13 protein-coding genes and 1 pseudogene are annotated in these 18,196 nt (G+C 71.2%); 6 read left to right on the forward strand and 8 right to left on the reverse strand.

The genetic code is table 11. The annotated features are described in order from the left end of the window. Position 1 precedes the first annotated feature (1 nt). The 3 genes and pseudogenes from ACIBK8_RS24305 to moaA form a co-directional block, all read right to left on the reverse strand. Positions 2 to 1,264, reverse strand: a complete 1,263-nt coding sequence (locus tag ACIBK8_RS24305) for a molybdopterin molybdotransferase MoeA (RefSeq protein ID WP_399043943.1) — start codon at positions 1,262 to 1,264, stop codon at positions 2 to 4. Next, a pseudogene (locus tag ACIBK8_RS24310) lies at positions 1,261 to 1,518 on the reverse strand (DUF6457 domain-containing protein); the annotation flags it as partial. The pseudogene ACIBK8_RS24310 and the gene ACIBK8_RS24305, both read right to left, overlap by 4 nt. Positions 1,519 to 1,637: 119 nt before the next feature. Further along, a complete protein-coding gene (moaA, locus tag ACIBK8_RS24315) occupies positions 1,638 to 2,714 on the reverse strand; it encodes a GTP 3',8-cyclase MoaA (RefSeq protein ID WP_399043944.1) in 1,077 nt (358 codons plus the stop codon). A 544-nt stretch (positions 2,715 to 3,258) separates the two neighbouring features. Between moaA and ACIBK8_RS24320 the strand changes: the two genes are divergently transcribed. The 4 genes from ACIBK8_RS24320 to ACIBK8_RS24335 all read left to right on the forward strand — a co-directional run bounded on the left by ACIBK8_RS24320 (position 3,259) and on the right by ACIBK8_RS24335 (position 8,806). Continuing rightward, a complete protein-coding gene (locus ACIBK8_RS24320; protein WP_399043945.1) occupies positions 3,259 to 5,550 on the forward strand; it encodes an FdhF/YdeP family oxidoreductase in 2,292 nt (763 codons plus the stop codon). A gap of 68 nt (positions 5,551 to 5,618) precedes the next feature. Then, positions 5,619 to 6,818 (forward strand): MFS transporter, encoded by a 1,200-nt coding sequence (locus ACIBK8_RS24325; protein ID WP_399043946.1) that lies wholly within the window; start codon positions 5,619 to 5,621, stop codon positions 6,816 to 6,818. A gap of 153 nt (positions 6,819 to 6,971) precedes the next feature. Then, positions 6,972 to 7,808, forward strand: a complete 837-nt coding sequence (fdhD, locus tag ACIBK8_RS24330; protein WP_399043947.1) for a formate dehydrogenase accessory sulfurtransferase FdhD — start codon at positions 6,972 to 6,974, stop codon at positions 7,806 to 7,808. A gap of 68 nt (positions 7,809 to 7,876) precedes the next feature. After that, positions 7,877 to 8,806, forward strand: coding sequence for a LysR family transcriptional regulator (locus ACIBK8_RS24335; protein ID WP_399043948.1), 930 nt, complete (start codon positions 7,877 to 7,879; stop codon positions 8,804 to 8,806). Positions 8,807 to 8,846: 40 nt separating this feature from the next. On the opposite strand, the gene ACIBK8_RS24340 is transcribed toward ACIBK8_RS24335, so the two are convergent. The 4 genes from ACIBK8_RS24340 to ACIBK8_RS24355 all read right to left on the reverse strand — a co-directional run bounded on the left by ACIBK8_RS24340 (position 8,847) and on the right by ACIBK8_RS24355 (position 14,196). Further along, entirely contained in the window at positions 8,847 to 11,372 is a 2,526-nt protein-coding gene (locus tag ACIBK8_RS24340) for an ATP-dependent Clp protease ATP-binding subunit (protein ID WP_399043949.1), read from the reverse strand. A 123-nt stretch (positions 11,373 to 11,495) separates the two neighbouring features. After that, entirely contained in the window at positions 11,496 to 12,329 is an 834-nt protein-coding gene (locus ACIBK8_RS24345) for a family 1 encapsulin nanocompartment shell protein (RefSeq protein WP_399043977.1), read from the reverse strand. Next, positions 12,322 to 13,332, reverse strand: coding sequence for a Dyp-type peroxidase (locus ACIBK8_RS24350; protein ID WP_399043950.1), 1,011 nt, complete (start codon positions 13,330 to 13,332; stop codon positions 12,322 to 12,324). The genes ACIBK8_RS24345 and ACIBK8_RS24350 overlap by 8 nt, the downstream gene beginning before the upstream one ends. A gap of 231 nt (positions 13,333 to 13,563) precedes the next feature. Continuing rightward, positions 13,564 to 14,196: a DUF1345 domain-containing protein gene (locus ACIBK8_RS24355; protein WP_399043951.1), complete on the reverse strand. Its 633-nt coding sequence runs from the start codon at positions 14,194 to 14,196 to the stop codon at positions 13,564 to 13,566. A 175-nt stretch (positions 14,197 to 14,371) separates the two neighbouring features. Here ACIBK8_RS24355 and ACIBK8_RS24360 point away from each other — a divergent pair, with 175 nt between their 5' ends. Next, the gene (locus ACIBK8_RS24360; RefSeq protein ID WP_399043952.1) at positions 14,372 to 16,147 is read left to right on the forward strand and encodes an FUSC family protein; all 1,776 of its coding nucleotides are present in this window, start codon (positions 14,372 to 14,374) and stop codon (positions 16,145 to 16,147) included. 83 nt (positions 16,148 to 16,230) lie between these two features. Here the strand turns inward: ACIBK8_RS24360 and ACIBK8_RS24365 are convergent, their stop codons facing one another. Continuing rightward, complete coding sequence (locus tag ACIBK8_RS24365; protein WP_399043953.1) at positions 16,231 to 17,040, reverse strand: aminoglycoside N(3)-acetyltransferase; 810 nt, start codon at positions 17,038 to 17,040, stop codon at positions 16,231 to 16,233. 197 nt (positions 17,041 to 17,237) lie between these two features. On the opposite strand from ACIBK8_RS24365, the gene ACIBK8_RS24370 reads away from it, so the two are divergent. Next, positions 17,238 to 18,134, forward strand: a complete 897-nt coding sequence (locus tag ACIBK8_RS24370) for a LysR family transcriptional regulator (RefSeq protein WP_399043954.1) — start codon at positions 17,238 to 17,240, stop codon at positions 18,132 to 18,134. Positions 18,135 to 18,196 lie beyond the last annotated feature (62 nt).

The raw sequence follows: 18,196 nt of genomic DNA on the forward strand, positions 1-18,196 counted from the left end.
GTCAGCGTCCGGGTATGTCCAGGACCTGCACGGCGTCCCCGGGGGCCACGCCGCCGGGCGGGACCACCGCGAGGCCGTCGGCGAACGCGAGGCCGCGCAGCATCGCCGGGCCGTCGAACGGGAGCGGCGCGACGTCGTGTTCGCCGCGCAGCACCGGCAGCAGGCGGGTGTCCCGCGGGTGCCCCGGCAGCGCGGCGCCCGCGGTCGTGCGGCGCGGCTCCGCGTCCGGGTGGCCGCCGAGGCGTCGCAGCAGCGGCGCGGCCAGGGTCACCGTGCCCGCCACGGCGGCCAGCGGGTTGCCTGGCAGGCCGACCAGCAGCCGGGGCCGTCCGCTGTCGGCCGGCGGCAGCTCGGCCAGCAGCATGGGGTGGCCGGGCCGTACGGCTACGGAGTCGACCAGCAGCCGGGCGCCCGCCTTGCCGAGGACGTCGTGCAGGAAGTCCACCGGGCCGGCGGCCGTGCTGCCGGTGGTGACCACGACGTCGGCGGCCGAGTGGCGTACGGCATCCCGCAGCAGCTCCGCGTCGTCCGCCACCGGGCGGCATCCGGTCACATCGGCGCCGAAGCCGCGCAGCCAGGGCGGCAGCAGCGGGCCGAGTGCGTCGCGGACCCGTCCGTCCCGTGGCGGTCCTGAGTGCAGCAACTCGTCGCCGAGTACGAGCAGTTCCACGGTCGGGCGGCGGTGGACGACGAGCCTGTCGTATCCGGCCGCCGCCGCCAGGCCCAGTACCGCCGGGGTCACGGTGGTGCCGGAGGGGAGCAGCGGTTCGCCCGCGTGGCATTCCTGGCCGCGCGGCCGGATGTCGCGGCCAGGAGGCAACGGGCCGGGCTCCGCGGAGCGGTCGTGCAGCTCGCCGGTGCCGGTGTCGCCGTGCTCCCTGCGCAGTACGGCGGTCGCGCCGGACGGCAGCCGGGCGCCGGTGGCGATGGGGACGGCACTGCCGTCGCCGATCGGCTCGGGCCGGTCGCCGGCCAGGACGGCGGCGCCTCGCACCCGCCACGGTCCCGGGCCCGCCACGGCCCAGCCGTCCATCGCGGACGTGTCGAACGGCGGCAGGTCGGTGAGGGCGGCCAACGGTGCGGCGAGCGCCCGGCCCAGGGCGTCGGGCAGGGGGCGGGCGACGGCCGGCAGCGGTTGTCCCGCGCAGTCCCTGGCGATGGACCTGGCCTGTTCCCACGTCGGGGCGGGGCCCGTCGCGTGCCTGTCCGCCCGGGACCTGTGCCGGTGTGTGCCGTCCAGGGTGCTCGTGCGTGCCCCGGTCATGCGGTCGCCGAGCCGTTCTCGTGCTCGGCCGTCCAGCGTTCGGCGAGCGCCGTCACCTTGCGGTTCGCCGCGGCGACGGCGCCGGGGCCGCCGCCTTCCCGCGCGGCGGCATAGCCGACCAGGAAGGAGGTCAGGGGGGCGGCGGGGCGTGCCACGCCGTGGGCGACGACCTTGGTCATGTCGAGCAGCTCCGCGACGTCGACGTCCAGGTCGACGCCCAGTTCGGCCTTGGCCGCTTCGATCCATTTGCGCATCTGGCTCACCTTGTCGTCTTGTCCGGTCTCGTCGGGTGTTGTCTTGGGCGGTTCGCGTCGTCGGGTCTCGTCGTCGGTTCCCGGTGGTGTGGGCGGGTGCGGCGGGCGGCGGCGGGCCGTCAGCCGCCGATGGCCGACATCGGGCGGTCCGGGCGGCGGAACTCCGGGGTGTTGATGGTGTGGCCAGGGCCCTTGCCCGCGACCGAGGTCCGCCAGGCCGCCTCCACTGCCGCGTCGTCGGCACCGTCGCGGAGCAGCGTCCGCAGGTCGGATTCCTCCGTGGCGAAGAGGCAGTTGCGCAGCTGCCCGTCAGCGGTCAGCCGCACCCGGTCGCAACCGCCGCAGAACGGGCGGGTGACGCTGGCGATGACACCCACCACGGCCGTCGTGCCGACGATCCGCCACTCCTCCGCCGGCGCGTTGTCCCGCCGCTCGACCGGAACGAGTGCGAAGCGGTCACCGAGCCGTTCCAGGATCTCCGCGGCGGTGACCATGCGGTCGCGGTCCCAGGCGCCTTGGGCGTCGAGCGGCATCGACTCGATGAACCGCATCTGGTACCCGTGTTCCGCGGCGAAGGCGGCCAGATCGGCGATCTCGTCGTCGTTGACGCCCCGTACCGGGACCGCGTTGACCTTGACGGGGGCCAGGCCCGCGTCCCGCGCGGCGGCCAGGCCCGCCAGTACGTCGGTGATCCGGTCGCGCCGGGTGAGCGCGGCGAACCGCTCGGGGCGCAGCGTGTCCAGGCTGACGTTGACCCGGCTCAGCCCGGCCTCGCGCAGGGCGGCGGCGCTGCGCGCGAGGCCGATGCCGTTGGTGGTGAGCGAGAGTTCGGGGGCCGGGTCCAGGGCGGCGATGCGGGCGACCAGGCCGGGCAGGCCGCGGCGCAGCAGCGGCTCGCCGCCGGTCAGCCTGACCTCGGTGATTCCCAGGCGCCTGGTGCCGATGCGGATCAGGCGCACGACCTCGTCGTCGGTGAGCACCTCGGCACGGGGCAGCCAGTCGAGCCCCTCGGCCGGCATGCAGTACGTGCACCGCAGGTTGCACCGGTCGGTGAGCGAGACCCGCAGGTCCGTGTGGATCCGTCCGAAGCGGTCCGTCAGCGGGGACGGGGTGCCGGGGCGTGGCTCGGCGACGTGGTGCCGGGGCGGACCGGGTCTGGCCGGATCGGCGCTGTGGTCGGGGTGTGGTCGGGGCATGGGGTGCTGCCTTCTTCCTCTGCCCGGGGGTTTTGACCGCCGGGATCGAATTTCTCGCTCATCGATCCACCGGGCCGCCAAACCAGCGGCCCGTCAATCCATCGGTCCATCAATCCATCGATCACCATCGGAGAATTTACGGTAGAAGTCAAAGAGGGGGTCTCGATGACGTGATCGGCCGGAGTTATCCGGCCGTGCGGACGCCGTGCGGACGGGCTCCGCGGCCGTGCGTGCCCAGGTGGCAGGCGCCAACCGCCCGGCGGAGAACGGCGGCAGGTGCAGCGATAAGCCGTACCTATCAGCTCATCAAAAAGACCTCTTTGACTTCTCCCCATGGATTGCCGGAAGCTGTTCCGGCAGCAGAATCCGGATATCCGCAGACCATGCAGGAGAATATTCGGCGCACGATTTCTGGCTCGTAATGAGGGGAAACGGGCCGCCGTTTCCCGGGTCGGGGTGTCCCGCACGCGACGGAGTCTTCCGACACTCGCCGCCGAACGGACCTGTCCGCACCGGCGCATGGCAGAAAGAGGCAGACCAGATCATGAGCAGCAACGAGGACCCGAGCGACAACCTGACGGTCACCCCGCCCAAGACCTGGGCGACCGGTGTTCCCGCGGTGACGCACGCACTGGAGTACTCGCTGGGCCAGACATCCGTGCGGCGCACCGCGCTGACACTGCTGAACATCAATCAGGCCAAGGGCATCGACTGCCCCGGCTGCGCCTGGCCCGAGCCCGCACCGGGCAAGCGGCACATGAACGAGTACTGCGAGAACGGCGCCAAGCACATCAACGACGAGGCCACCTCGCGCCGCGTCACCGCCGACTTCTTCCGCGAGCACTCCATCGCCGAGCTGGACGGCAAGTCCGACTACTGGCTCAACCAGCAGGGCCGGCTGACCGAGCCGATGGTCAAGCGGCCCGGCGCGACCCACTACGAGCCGATCGACTGGGACGAGGCGCTCGGCCTGCTCGCCCGCGAACTCAAGGCGCTGGCCTCCCCCGACGAGGCCCTCTTCTACGTGTCGGGCCGGCTCAACAACGAGGCCGCCTTCCTGCTCCAGCTCTTCGCCCGCGCGTACGGCACCAACAACCTGCCGGACTGTTCCAACCTGTGCCACGAGTCCAGCGGGGCCGCGATGCAGGAGACCCTGGGCACCGGCAAGGGCAGCGTCTCGCTCGACGACATCCACACCTCCGACCTGATCTTCGTCGTGGGGCAGAACCCGGGCACCAACCACCCGCGGATGCTGTCGGCGCTGGAGGAGACCAAGCGCAACGGCGGGCAGGTCGTCGCGGTCAACACACTGCCCGAGGCCGGGCTGATGCGCTTCAAGCACCCGCAGCGCCCGCGCGGGGTGGTCGGCCGCGGCACGACGATCGCCGACCAGTTCCTGCACATCCGCGCCGGCGGCGACCTCGCGCTGTTCCAGGCCCTGAACCGGTTGCTGCTGGAGGCCGAGGACGCCGCGCCCGGCACCGTGCTCGACCACGAGTTCATCCAGGCCCACACCACCGGCTTCGCCGACTTCGCCGAGCACGCGCGGAAGGTCTCCTGGGAGGACATACACGAAGCGACCGGGCTGTCCCGCGAGGAGATCCAGGCCGTTTACGAGCGGGTCCTGCGGAGCCGGAAGGTGATCGTCTGCTGGGCGATGGGGCTCACCCAGCACAAGCACGGCGTTCCCACCATCCGTGAAGTCGTCAACTTCCTCATGCTGCGCGGCAACATCGGCAGGCCGGGCGCCGGTGTGTGCCCGGTGCGCGGCCACAGCAACGTCCAGGGCGACCGCACGATGGGCGTGTGGGAGCGGATGCCGCAGCGGTTCCTGGACGCCCTGGAGCGGGAGTTCGGCTTCACCCCGCCCACCCGTCACGGCCTGGACGCGGTGAACGGCATCCGCGCCATGTACGAGGACCGCGCCAAGGTCTTCCTCGGCGTCGCGGGCAACTTCGTGCGGGCCACGCCCGACAGCGCGGTCACCGAGGAGGCCATGCGCAAGTGCCGGCTGACCGCGCACATCTCCACCAAGCTCAACCGCTCCCACACCGTCTGCGGCGACACCGCCCTCATCCTTCCCACCCTCGGCCGCAGCGACCGGGACGTGCAGGCCACCGGCGAGCAGTTCATCACCGTCGAGGACTCCATGAGCGAGGTGCACGCCTCCCGGGGGAAGCTGCCGCCGGCCTCCCCGCACCTGCTCAGCGAGGTGGCGATCATCAGCAGGCTGGCGCGCAGGACCCTGGGGCAGACACCAGCCCTCCCCTGGGAGGACTTCGAGGCCGATTACGGCACCATCCGCGACCGTATCTCCCGGGTCGTGCCGGGCTTCGACGACTTCAACACCAGGGTGGCCGAGCCCGGCGGCTTCCGGCTGCCCAACCCGGTGAACTCGGGGGTCTTCCCCACCCCGAGCGGCAAGGCCGTCTTCACCTGCAACGCGTTCACCATGCCGGACGTCCCCAAGGGCCATCTGCTGCTGCAGACCCTGCGCTCGCACGACCAGTGGAACACCATCCCGTACGCCCCGAACGACCGCTATCGCGGCATCCACAACGCCCGCCGCGTCGTGCTCGTCAACCCGGCCGACCTGGAGGCGCTGGGCATCGCCGACCGCGACGAGGTGGACCTGGTGAGCATCTGGCGCGACGGGACGGAGCGCCGCGCGGAGAACTTCCGGGTCGTCGGCTACCCGGCCAGCCGCGGCTCCGCGGCGTCCTATTACCCGGAGACCAACGTCCTGGTACCGCTGGACAGCGTCGCCGACATCAGCAACTGCCCCACGTCCAAGGGAGTTGTGGTCCGCCTGGAGCCCGCCCGTACCGCCGGCTGAGCCCCCGGCCTTCGAGGAGGCACGCGTACGGAACATGACACACCGCATTCAGAAAGGTACTGCCCCGCATGCCCGCATCTCGCGCCGCGCGCGGCTGGCTTCCGGCGGCGGCTGCGGTGTTCGCCGCCGGGTGGGGCGCGAACCAGTTCACCCCGCTCTCGGTGGTGTACCGGACGCAGGCGCACTGGCCGCCCGTCCCGGTGGCCGCCATGTTCACCACCTACCTGCTGGGACTGCTCCCGGGGCTGCTGCTCGGCGGCCCGGCCGCCGACCGGTTCGGGAGGCGGCGCGCGGTGCGGCCCGCACTGGTCCTGACTGCCGTCGCCAGCGCCCTGCTGGCGGCGGCGCCCGTCTCCCGGGCCTTCGTCTACGTCAGCAGGCTCGGCACCGGCATCGCGGCGGGCATCGTCCTGACCGCGGGAACCAAGTGGCTGCTCGAACTGTCCGCGAGGGCCGGGCGGCCGGACGCGGGTGGCCGCCGCGCGACCTACGCCACCGGCGGCGGCTTCGCCGCGGGGGCACTGACGGCGGGCGCTCTCACCGCGTGGCTGCCGCAGCCGATGGTGCTGCCCTGCCTCCTGCACTGCCTGCTGGCCCTGCTGGTGTGCGGCGCGACCGGCCGCGTACCGGAAACGGCGCCGGTGCCGGCCGCCGCCCCGGTGAGACCGCGCCTCGCGGGTCTGTACCGGGCGGTCGTCAGGAACCCCCGCTTCCTGTGGGTGGTGCTTCCGGCGAGCCCCGCGGTCTTCGGCGCCGCCACCGTGGCGTACGTCGTGCTGCCGCCGTTGGTGGCCGACCGGGTTCCCGGATATGAGCCGGTGTTCAGCGGTCTGGTGACGGCACTGACGCTCGCGACGGGTATCGCCGTCCAGCCCCTCGCCGCCCGGCTCGACCATGCCCGCAGCGCGCGGGCCACCCTCGTCGGCATGATCACCGTGATCGCGGGGCTCCTGGTCGGTGCCTGCGCCGTGCACGACGGCTCCGTGGGTCTGGTGCTGGGCGCGGCCGTCCTGCTCGGCGCCGGATACGGCCTCACCCTGGCCTCGGGGCTGCGGGAGATCGAACGGCTGGCGCCTCCGAAAGCCCTGCGCTCCACGGCCTTTCTGCACCAAGGCGCCACCTACAGCGGCTTTCTCACCCCGCTCCTGCTCGCCGTCACCACCGGTGCCTGGGCCGCTTCCTACCCCGTCCTGCTGGCGGGACTCGCGGCCCTCGGCCTGCTGTGCCTGGCGGTCACGGCACGCCACAGCCGTCGGAGCCTGCCGTGAGGGCGTGGCGGCGCGGCCGGGTACGCCGCACGTCATATCGTCGACGGCCGTCGAACCGGACGGTGCCGCGGTGACACGTACCGCGAGAAGGCACGGTTCCGGTTCACGTCCGTCACACCGTCGGAGCGCAGCTCCGGGAAGAGGAGCAACATCATGGGACGCGTGACTGCGCGGCGGCGGGTGCTGCGGATGCGGGGCGGAGTGTCCTCGCAGCGGCCCGACACCCTGGCCGTCGAGGAGCCGATGGAGATCAGGGTCGGCGGGCGTCCGCTCACGGTGACCATGCGCACCCCGGGCGACGACTTCGACCTCGCGGCCGGATTCCTGGTGAGCGAGGGTGTGGTGCACGCCGCCGACGACGTGGCCGGGATCCGCTACTGCGCGGGCGCGACGGCCGATGGCGGCAATACCTACAACGTGGTGGACGTCGTCCTCGGCCCCGGCGTGGCGGCTCCCGACGCCTCGTTGGAGCGCAACTTCTACACCACGTCCTCGTGCGGGCTGTGCGGCAAGGCGAGCCTGGACGCGGTGCGTACCTCAACGGCGTGGTCCGTCGCCGATGACCCGCTGCGCATCGGTCCCGAGGCGCTGACGGCACTCCCCGACCGGCTGCGGGCCGCCCAGCGGGTGTTCGACAGCACCGGCGGCCTGCACGCCGCCGGTCTCTTCACGGCCGACGGCGAGATGCTCTGCCTGCGGGAGGACGTCGGCCGGCACAACGCCGTGGACAAGGTCGTCGGCCACGCCCTGCGGTCGGGGCTGCTGCCGCTGCGGGGGACGGTGCTGATGGTGAGCGGCCGGGCCTCCTTCGAGCTGGTGCAGAAGGCGCTGATGGCCGGCATCCCGATGCTGGCGGCGGTCTCCGCCCCGTCCTCGCTCGCCGCCGACCTCGCCGCGGAGGGCGGACTGACCCTGGTCGGCTTCCTGCGCGGCGACTCGATGAACGTCTACACCGGCGCCGAACGCCTGCAACAGCAGCCGGTGGCCTGACGGCGGCGTCCGGCGCGGCGCGCGGCCCTCGATTGGCGTTCCGACGGAGCGTCGGGTAGACCCATGACGTGCTGTTTCGCCAACTCGAATACCTGGTGGCCCTCTCCAGGGAGCGTCACTTCGCCCGCGCCGCCCAAGCCTGCTACGTCTCCCAGCCCGCGCTCTCGGAGGCGATCCGCAAGCTGGAGGACGAGCTGGACGTGCCGCTGGTCCGGCGGGGCCGCAAGTACGAGGGCCTCACGCCGGAGGGCGAGCGCATCGTGGTGTGGGCGCAGCGGATCCTGGCCGATCGTGACGCGCTCAAGGACGAGGTGGGGGCCCTGCGGACCGGGCTGAGCGGCAGGATCCGGATCGGCTCGGTGCCGACCGCGTCCGGCGCCGTCTCGCAGCTGACCGGCCCGTTCTGCGCGGCACACCCGCTGGTCACCGTGGAGGTGATAGCGGACCTCCAGTCACAGGACATTCTCCGGCAGCTGCAGAATTTCGAGATCGACGCCGGAATCACCTATCTGCACAAGGGACTTCCGGAGCATTTCCAGGCGGTCCCGCTGTATCAGGAGCGGTACGTGCTGCTGATCACCACCGCCGACGGCCTGGCCCATCGGACCACGGCCACCTGGGCCGATGCCGCACGGCTGCCCCTGTGCCTGCTGAGCGAGGTCATGCAGGGGCGCCGGGTGCTGGACGAGCTGTTCGCCGAGGCCGGGCTGAGCCCTTCGCCCCGGGTCGAGACCGATTCGGTGGCCGCCCTGTTCGCCCATGTGCGGACGGGCCGGTGGGCGAGCATCGTGCCGCACGCCTGGCTGCACGTCTTCGGCGTCCCGCACGGCATGCGGGCGGTGCCGATGGTCGAGCCCGCCCGGACGGTGCCGGTGGGTCTGGTGACCACCGCGCGGGAGCCGGGGTCGGTCATGGCCCGCGCCCTCACGGAAACCGCCCGGCACACGGACGTCGCCGCGGCTCTGGAACGCCTTCCCGGGGAACCCGGGCACCGGTAGACGTGTGTCCTGGCCCGGCGCCTCGCCCGGGGGTGGGTGCCTATTGTTCAGTGCTTGGCCCGGCGTCCTGCTCGGCGTCGGCGGATTCGTCCTTGCGTACGGTGCAGTGGAGCGAGTCGTTCACCACGTCGGCGACGATGGTCTCTCCCGGCTCCGCCTCACCGCTGAGCAGCAGCGAGGAAATGCGGTTGTCCAGTTCGGTCTGAATGGTGCGGCGCAGCGGACGCGCACCGAATTCCGGCTGGTGGCCGTGGGCGACGAGCAACCGCTTGGCGGCGTCCGTGACTTCCAGCTTCATGCCCTGTGCGTGCACCCGGTGTTTGCTCCGGTCCAGCAGGTGGTCGACGATCCGCGACAGGTCGTCCTCGGTGAGGCTGTGGAAGATGATGGTGTCGTCGATGCGGTTGAGGAATTCGGGCAGGAACCGTGCCCGCAGGTCTTCCATCAACGCGCCCTTGATCTCGGACACATCGCCTTGGTGCGCCAGAATGCGGTGGGCGCCGATGTTGGACGTCATGATGACGACGCAGTGCCGGAAGTCGACGGTGCGGCCCTGGGCGTCCGTGAGCCGGCCGTCGTCGAGGATCTGCAGCAGCGTGTTGAAAACGTCGGGGTGGCCCTTTTCCACCTCGTCGAAGAGCACCACGCTGTAGGGCTGCCGGCGGACCTTCTCGGTGAGCTGGCCGGCTTCTTCATAGCCGACATATCCCGGAGGGGCGCCGACCAGCCGGGCGACGGTGTGTTTCTCCTGGAACTCGCTCATGTCGAAACGGATCATGTGATCCTCGTCGCCGAACAGCAACTCGGCGAGTGTTTTGGCGAGTTCGGTCTTTCCGACGCCGGTGGGGCCCAGGAAGAGGAAGGATCCCACCGGGCGGTTCGGGTCGCCCATGCCCGCGCGATTGCGGCGCACCGCCGCCGACACCGCGGTGACCGCTTCGTCCTGGCCGACGATCCTGGTGTGCATCTCCTCTTCGAGATGGAGAAGCTTTTCCTTCTCGCTCGCGGTGAGTTGCGAGACCGGGATACCGGTGCGGCGGGAGACGACGTCGGCGATATCCGCGGCGGTGACGGAGACGACACCCTCGCGCCGTTCCTCGATCCCGGCGAGTTCCCCTTCCAACTCGGCGATCTGCCGCTTGACCTGCGATGCCTTTTCGAAGTCCTCACCGGCGACGGCGTGGTCCTGCTCGCGCCTGAGTTTGGCGATGCGGTCCTCACGGCTGACGATCTCGGTGGACCGGCCGGCGCTGCGCAGACGTACGCGGGCGCCTGCCTGGTCCATGACGTCGATGGCCTTGTCGGGCAGGAACCGGTCGCTGATGTAACGGTCGGACAGTTCGGCCGCGGACGCCAAGGCGCCGTCGGCGAAACGGACTTGGTGATGGGCTTCGTATGCGTCCCGCAGCCCTTCCAGGATCTGCACCGTTTCCTCGACGGTCGGTTCCGGAATCAGTACCGGCTGGAAGCGGCGTTCCAGGGCCGCGTCCTTCTCGATGTGCTTGCGGTATTCGTCGATGGTCGTCGCGCCCACCACGTGGAGTTCGCCGCGTGCGAGCGCCGGCTTGAGCATGTTGCCCGCGTCCATCGCCCCCTCGCCGGTCGCCCCCGCGCCCACGACCGTATGCAGTTCGTCGATGAACAGAATGATGTCGCCGCCGGCCGCCTGGACGTCCTCGATGACCTTCTTCAGACGCTCTTCGAACTGCCCGCGATACTGTGCTCCGGCCACCATTCCGGAGAGGTCGAGGGCGACAACTCTCTTGCCCTTCAAGGTTTCCGGGACTTCGCCCGCCACGATGCGCTGGGCCAGGCCCTCGACGATGGCGGTTTTCCCGACGCCGGGCTCACCGATCAGGACGGGATTGTTCTTGGAGCGCCGCGAGAGGATTTCGATGGTCTGCTCGATCTCGTCGGCCCGTCCCACCACAGGGTCGAGCTTGCCGGACTTCGCCTCTTCCGTCAGATCGCGCCCGTACTCGTCCAGGGTCGTGGCAGGTTTCCTCCCTGCTGCCGGAGCCCCGTCCGGGCCGGACGCCTGTTCCGCGAGGCCCGCCACCTTTTGCGGGTCCAGGCCCTCCGCGCGCAGCAGCCGGGCGGCGCCGGTGTCGCCGTCGCCCAGCAGCGCGCCGAGAATGTGCTCGGGCCCGATGTACGAAGCGCCGGTTTCCTGTGAGTGCGCGTAGGCCGTGGCGAGTGTGCGCTTGGCCGCGGGGGTGAGTCCTGGTTCCGCGGACGGCTCACCGGATTCCCGCGGCAGGACCTCGGCGACTTCCGAAGCGAGCGTATCGGGATCCACACCTACTTGAGAGAGCAGTTTCCGCGCCGGTTCGACCTTTGTGGCCGCCCAGAGCAGGTGCTCCGTGTCGAGATCGGATGTGCCGTCCTCGACCGCTCGTCGGGCGGCCAGATTGAGGAGTTCCTGCGAGGAATCCGTCAAGAGCCTTCCGATGGGCACACGTTGGACGGCCGGCGGCGACGATGCCGGTGACATTCCGAAGAACCGGTTCAACAACTCGCTGAAGGGGTCGGAAGAACCGAATCCCGAACCGAAGGGCATCGACATGGCAGCTCCTGGTGCCGAGGGGTGCCGAGGGTGTCTCTGCAACTCAATCGCGATGTCCGCCGCTCTGCAAGCGGAACGCATCGCAGGCCCCAGGAGTGGCCGCCACGGGAACGCACCTGCGCCTCACCCCTTCTGGCCTGCGTCGGCACTCCCGTTTGCCGCCGGAGCGAGCGTCACCACGGCTTCGTCGGTGTACACCAGGAATGTCAGCGTCTGACGGAAGTAGAGCTCGATATCGGTCGTGCTGTGCGCCGTATAACCGATCGCCAGGTCCTCGCCGAGTTTCAGCTCGAAATCCCCGCCCCGCGTGGACAGGAGGCAGGCACCGTCGAGCGCCGGTGCCCAGATCAGATTGCCGTCCAACATGCGCCCGAGATGCGCGGCGATCGGGTAGCCATGGTCGGATGTCTCGCTCACGGCGGTGTAGGCGTCGGCGCCGAGCAGCAGCGAATACGGGCCTCCGACGCCGGCCAGGCGGAGCGTGGTCAGGGCGTGGCTCACGGCATCCGGGAATTCGCGGGGTTCTGCCGGGAGACGCAGAACGGGGTTGGACGTACGGCTGCGCAGCCCGTCGATATGTGCCGCCCGGTAACCGTCGAAAATGGCGCGGTCCTCGGCGAACGCCATGGCGCGCGCCGCGTCCTTCACCGGCTGCCAGTCGGAGTCCTTCGCACCCCGGTCCACGTCGTCGACCGCGGCGCGGCTCACCGTGAACGGCACCCGCAATTCGACCAGGGGCCGCGCCTCGCGCAGTTGTGCCGTCACCCCCGCTCCCGGTGCCTCGATGGCGGACAAATGGCCCGTCCCCACCGCCGCGAGTCCGGGCCCTTCGGGTTCCGAGACGTCCACGACCCGCCGGCCCGCGAGGTTACGGCGGAAGGTGCGGCGTGCCTCGTCCTCGATTTCCGCCCATGCCTGTGGGGTGATCGGGGCGAGTTCGCGGTGGAGGTTATGCATACCGTTGAGCGTGGTCATGATCGGACTCCTTCAGGCTGCCGATCCCCAGGGAACCGTCGGTCATCACAGCGATACCGGGCGCTTCGGGGAGGTCATCGAGAAAGTCGGCGGTCGGCACGTGGAACAGGCAGCCGGTAACCGCCGTCGAGAAGTCGAGGATCCGGTCGTGCAGACCTGGCCGGGCGTTCGTGAACATGTTCTTCAGCATCTGTTCGGTCACGTCGGGGGTGCGCGCGTAGCCGATGAAATAGGTGCCGAACTCCCCCTGCCCGACATTGCCGAACGGCATGTTCTCCCGGACGATCTTTCGTTCGGTGCCGTCCTCGTCGGTGATGGTGTTGAGCGCGACATGGGAGTCGGCGGGCTTTACGTCGTCAGGCAGTTCAATATTGGCGGTCTTCGTCCTGCCGATGACCTTTTCCTGTTCGTCCGACGGCAGGGCGTCCCAGGCCGCCAGATCGTGCACGTACTTCTGGACGATCACATAGCTTCCCCCTGCGAAGTCGGGGTCCTCGTCACCGATGTACACGGCGTCGGCCGCGGCGTTCCCTTCGGGGTTCTCGCTGCCGTCGACGAAGCCGAGCAGATCACGCTCGTCGAAATACTTGAAGGCGTGCACCTCGTCGACGACCGTGACCGCCGCGCCGAGTCGCTCGGTGACCAGGCGGGCCAGTTCGAAGCAGAGGTCCATGCGTTGGGCCCGTACGTGGAAAAGGATGTCGCCGGGCGTGGCCGGAGCGCTGTGGCGCTGACCGGTCAACTCCACGAACGGATGCAATTCGCGCGGGCGCGGTCCGCGGAAAAGCCGGTCCCAGGCCGCCGATCCGATGCCCACGACACAGCCGAGCCCTTGGTCGGGGGCGCGGAAAGCGACCGAGCGCCGCAGAGCCGACACCTCCTGGAGAAGGTCACGCACCGTGCCCTCACCGCCCGGCTCCATGGTGACGACAAGGAACACGGCGGCCCTGGCAGGCAGAGAGATCACGGGTTGCAACTCAGGCACAGGAGCTGTCCTCCTCAAGGGGTGCGCACGCAGGACGGAAAAGGGCCGGACCGGGGTACCGCATCCCGAAGCGGCCGATCCACCGGTCCCTCTGTTTCCTGCTCCGCTTTCCCGCTCGCTCGGCGTGCATTCATGATGTCCTGACATCGAGCGCGGTGCCTCCCGGCCGGTCCGGCGCAGTGGTCGCTTTCGCGCGGCCGACCGGCCGGGCGTCACGGGGCGGGGCCCTGATCAGCCGGTGACGATTCCCGTGACGAGGTTGATGGTGGTGGCCAGGATGCTGGTACCGAAGACGTAGGAGAGCAGGGTGTGCCGGAGCACCACCGCTCGGATCGTCGCACTCGATACGTCGGTGTCGGACACCTGGTAGGTCATGCCGAGGTTGTAACTGAAATAGAGGAAGTCCCGGTAGGCGGGCGGGTGATCGGAGTTGAAGTCGATTCCGCCCGCCGATGTGTAGTAGAGGTACGCGTAACGGGTGGCGTACATCAAATGGAGCGCGGCCCAGGACATGAAGACACCGGCGAGCGCTGCCGCGGCTGCGGAATGGCCGGTGCGGGAATTCCCGAGCAGGAGCAGCAGCACGATGGCCACCAGCCCGCACAGGGCGGCGGCGACGACCACGAGTTCGTCGGTGACGGGCCGGAAGTCCTCACGTCTGGCGTTGTCATGGGTGGCCGTGGCGTTCATCGGCCACAGCACCATCCAGCCCGCGACGACGAAAAGCAGTTCCGTCGCGGCGATTCCGGCGAGAATCCCCAGCGGAATGCCGGTCGTGCATCCGACGGCTGCGCCGACCGCCGCTCCGATGACCACCGCACCGCCGAGGCGGGGAACCGCGGACAGCGGCAGCCAGGTGCTCACGGGCCACCACATTAGCCGTCTCACCGCCGATCGGCCCGGCGAGCCCGTATCAGGGAAAGCCGGATGAGCGGCGTCCGCGGAGCGGCGATTTCCGCACCCCGACCGCGGCGCGGGGTCCTTCCCGGTGTTCCCCCGCCACAAGGGGACCGAACTCCGCGAGTGATATATACCGGATATGCCTTCTTCACGCCGTCCGGTCCCGGCCGGGACCGGGAAGGGCGGGACCGGAAAGGGCGGGCGGCATTCCGTCGCGGGCGCGGCGCGTGCGCTCTCCCCGCGCGGCGCACTCGCGCTGCACAAGGTGGACGGCGCACTCCTCTTCGCCGTGCGCGCCGCCCTTGCCATGGCGCTGGTGGCGCTGCCGGTGGCGCAGGCGGGACGGCCCGATCTCGCCGTCTACGCCATGCTGGGCGCCTTCACCACCACGTTCGGCCGCAACCTGCCCTACCCGCGCCGCGCTCGCGTGCTCGCGCTGGTCGCGGTGGCCATGGTGGCGTGCGTGGGCTGCGGTTCGGCGCTCGCCGCGTGGGCCCGTCCGTGGGCGGGAGGCGCCGGGGCGGCCGTCGTGGTGGCGGCGACGGCGGTGGTCGCCGGGCTGGCGAAGGGCGTCTGCGATGCGACGCGGCTGAGCGGTCTCGGCGCGGTGCTGCTGCTGTTCTCCTTCGCGGTGGCGGCCAACGGCTCGCCGCTTCCCGCCGATGTCCTCCCGCAGACCGCACTGGCCGCGGCGGGGGCGGCGGTTGCGTGGCTGCTCGGTATGTCGGGCCGGCTCGTGCATCCGGACCGCCCGCAGCGGCTGGCGGTGGCCACGGCCCTGCGCGAACTCGCGGAGCTGCTGGAGGCGGGCGGCGGCGCCCGGCAGACGCGGCACCGGGCGACCGTCGCGGTCCTGCGGGCCTACCACTCCCTCGGCCTCGCGCCGCCGACGCAAGCGCAGCAGACCGGCCGGGACGCGGCCTTTGTGCGCCTGACCGACCTGTCCTGGTCACTGCTGGTCCGCTCGGCGCACCGGCTGCCCGACGACCCCACCGCCACGGCACACCACCTGCGCCGGCAGGCCCGCCTCCTCACCGGCCGACGCCGCCGGCTGCCCTCCATGCTGCCCGAACTGACCGTCCTGGCTCCGGCGTCGCAGGACGGCGTGACGCACCGCGCGGCCGGGGCGGCTGCGGCGCCGGCCGATCCGGTCGCAGGGCGCGCGTCCGAACTGCTGGTGGGCCACCGCCCCGGTGGCACCGGCCACTTCGCCGTCCTGGCCGTTCCCGCACTGCGGATGGTCCTGGGCACCGGGGTCGCGGGCGGGCTTGCCGTGCTGCTCGGTCTGGAGCACGGCTACTGGGCGTCGATCTCGGCCGCCGCCGTGCTGCACTCGGTCAACCTCCGTACGACGGCGCAGCGTGCCGTCCAGCGGACCCTCGGCACCATCGCCGGGCTGCTGCTCGCCCTCGGCGTGCTGGCCGCACACCCGGCTCCGGTGGCGCTCACCCTGGTGGTCGTGCTCCTGGAATTTCTGCTGGAGTACGTGGTGGCCCGCAACTACGGTCTCGGCGTCGTATTCCTCACGCCGCTGGCGCTGCTGCTGAGCGATCTGGCCTCGCCCGCGCCTGCCGGGGAACTCGTCCGCGCCCGGGTGCTTGGCAGTGTGCTGGGGATCGCCGTCGGGCTGGTCTGCGCGCTGCTGGTGGTGCACGACCGTGCCGCCCTGCGGGTGGAGCGGGCGCTGGCCGCCTGCACGGATGCGGCCGAGCAGGCGGAGCGGGCGCTGACCGAACGCTGCGGGCCACCGCTCCCGCTCGTCCAGGTGCGTCTGGTGGTGGCGGTGGTGGAGTTGCGCGACGCCGACGACGCCGCTGCGGGCGAGCTGTGGCCCGCGGGCATCGACCCCGCCGAACTCGCGGGCGCCGAGCAGCGTGCCTATCTCCTGCTGGAGCGACTCCACCCCTGGCGATAGCCGCCTCCGACCGGCCGCTTCGCCTGCCGTCCCGGACGGCGGCACCACAGCTCACGGAACGCCGCTGCGGGCGCCGGAACGTCTCAGATCGCGGCCGGGTACGGCCGGTGCTCCGGCAGCCACTTCTGGGCGTAGGCGACAGCGTCGGCCAGGGAGAACAGCCGGGAGTCGGCCGCTCCGACCCTGCCGCGCCGCACCGGGCGCTCCTTTTCGAAGGCCGCGCCCAGGTCGTCGAAGCGGTCCTCGTCGACCTGGGTGTCGCGCACGGTGATCCAGCGGCGGCCCCGGGGCGTCATGGCCGCGAAGGAGTTGTCGCCCCGTGGCGCGGGTGTCCGGTACTCGGCCAGGTGGAACGCCGTGCAGGCGTCGAATCCCGCTCCCAGGAGGAGGATCCGCGCCCCGGCCTCTTCCAGCCTGGCGAGCGGGCTGCGCTCACCGAACCGGCAGTCCGGCGCGTGGTCGTCCATGAGCGCGGCGGCGCGGGGGCCGACCGCCGCGAAGGACGTCTGCGGGTGAGCGCTGCGCACGGCGCCCGGCCAGTTGCGGACGGTCTCGGGGATGACGCCGACCCCGCGGGTGGGTGTGGTCCGCCGGTCATAGGCCGGCATCGACGCACGGATTGCGGCCCACCACGCCTCGGGAACGGGCGGATTCTCCCAGCCCGCCGGGTCCGAGTTGTCGCCGGAGTGCGTCGGCACCACCAGAGTCCCGTCGGCTCCGAGCACGTCGAGCAGCGCCAGGACGACGGTGACAGGACCGCCGCTCACCCACCCGAGCGACCGGAGCGAGGAGTGCACGAGAAGGGTCTCGCCGGAGCGCAGGCCGAGCTCACGCAGCGCGGCGGCGAGCGAGTCGCGGGTGCACATCGGGCCTGGGGGAATCGTCGTCGACATATCCGGCGAGTATGCAGGCTCCGGAATCCGCCGGCCACTGGCTCAGGGCGCTTCTGGCGGATCTCCGTGGCGGAACGCTGCTGACGGATCTCCGTGGGGTAAGGAGCGGCGCCTGGTGACCACTTACTCTTACAGCGACAGCGACAGCGATGACGGCGGGTGGACCGCGGTCCGCCGCAGGGAGGGGACGGGAGCCGATGAGCCTTCGTCAGTTCGAGTATGCCCTGGCCGTTGCCGAGGAGGGCTCGGTGACGGCGGCGGCGGAGCTGCTGCGCGTCGCTCAGCCGTCGGTGTCCCAGCAGATCCGGGGCCTGGAGCGGGAACTCGGCGTGGAGCTGTTCGCCCGCACGCCGACCGGGCTTGTGCCCACCGTGGTCGGCCGCGCGTTCCTGCGGGAGGCGGAGGCCGCGGTGAGCGCGGCGCGGCGGGCGCGGGCGACGGCGCGGGCCGGTGCCGACGAGTTGGTGGGCGAGCTGGTGGTCGCGGCGCAAATGGGCTTCGGCACGCGGCAGTTGCCGGGCGCGCTGGGCGCGCTGCGCCGCCGCTTCCCACGCCTTGAGGTCACCGTCTTCGAGGAGCCGAGCTCCGCCGAGCTGGATCGGCTGTGCCGCAGGGGCGTGCTGGACCTCGCCCTGATGGCGGCGTGCGAGCAGAGCCCCGACGACGCCCACCACCTCGGCGACGAGGAGTTCGTCGTGGTTCTTGCCCCCGGGCACCGGCAGCTCGCCGCGGACCGGGTCGAACTGCGCGCACTGGAGGGGGAACCGTGGGTGCGGTTCGACCGCGACAGCGCGCTCGACGCCGTGCTGTTGAACGTGTTGCGGGACAACGCGCTGACCCCGGCCACGGCCGCGCGCGTGTCCCAGACGGCGACGGCCGTGCGCTGGGCCGCCCACGGTCTTGGGGTGACGCTCGTCCCGGCCTCCGCGGTACCCCACGGTCATGAGCACCTCGTGCGCCCGGTGTTCCCGGTCGTGTCCCAGCCCGTCATCGCCGTGCTCCGGCACGGCGCGGGCCCGGCGGAGACGGCCCTGCTCGAACTCCTGCGTCAGGAGACCTGGTCCGAGCCCGCTTTCTCCTCGCCGGTTTCCTGACGGCAGAGAAGAAAGCGGGCGTCGCTGCGTTCCTTGGAATTCCTTTCGCCGAAGCCGGCGTT

Origin of the sequence: Streptomyces sp. NPDC050161 (genome assembly GCF_044460025.1) — a bacterium.
Taxonomy (GTDB): Bacteria; Actinomycetota; Actinomycetes; order Streptomycetales; family Streptomycetaceae; genus Streptomyces.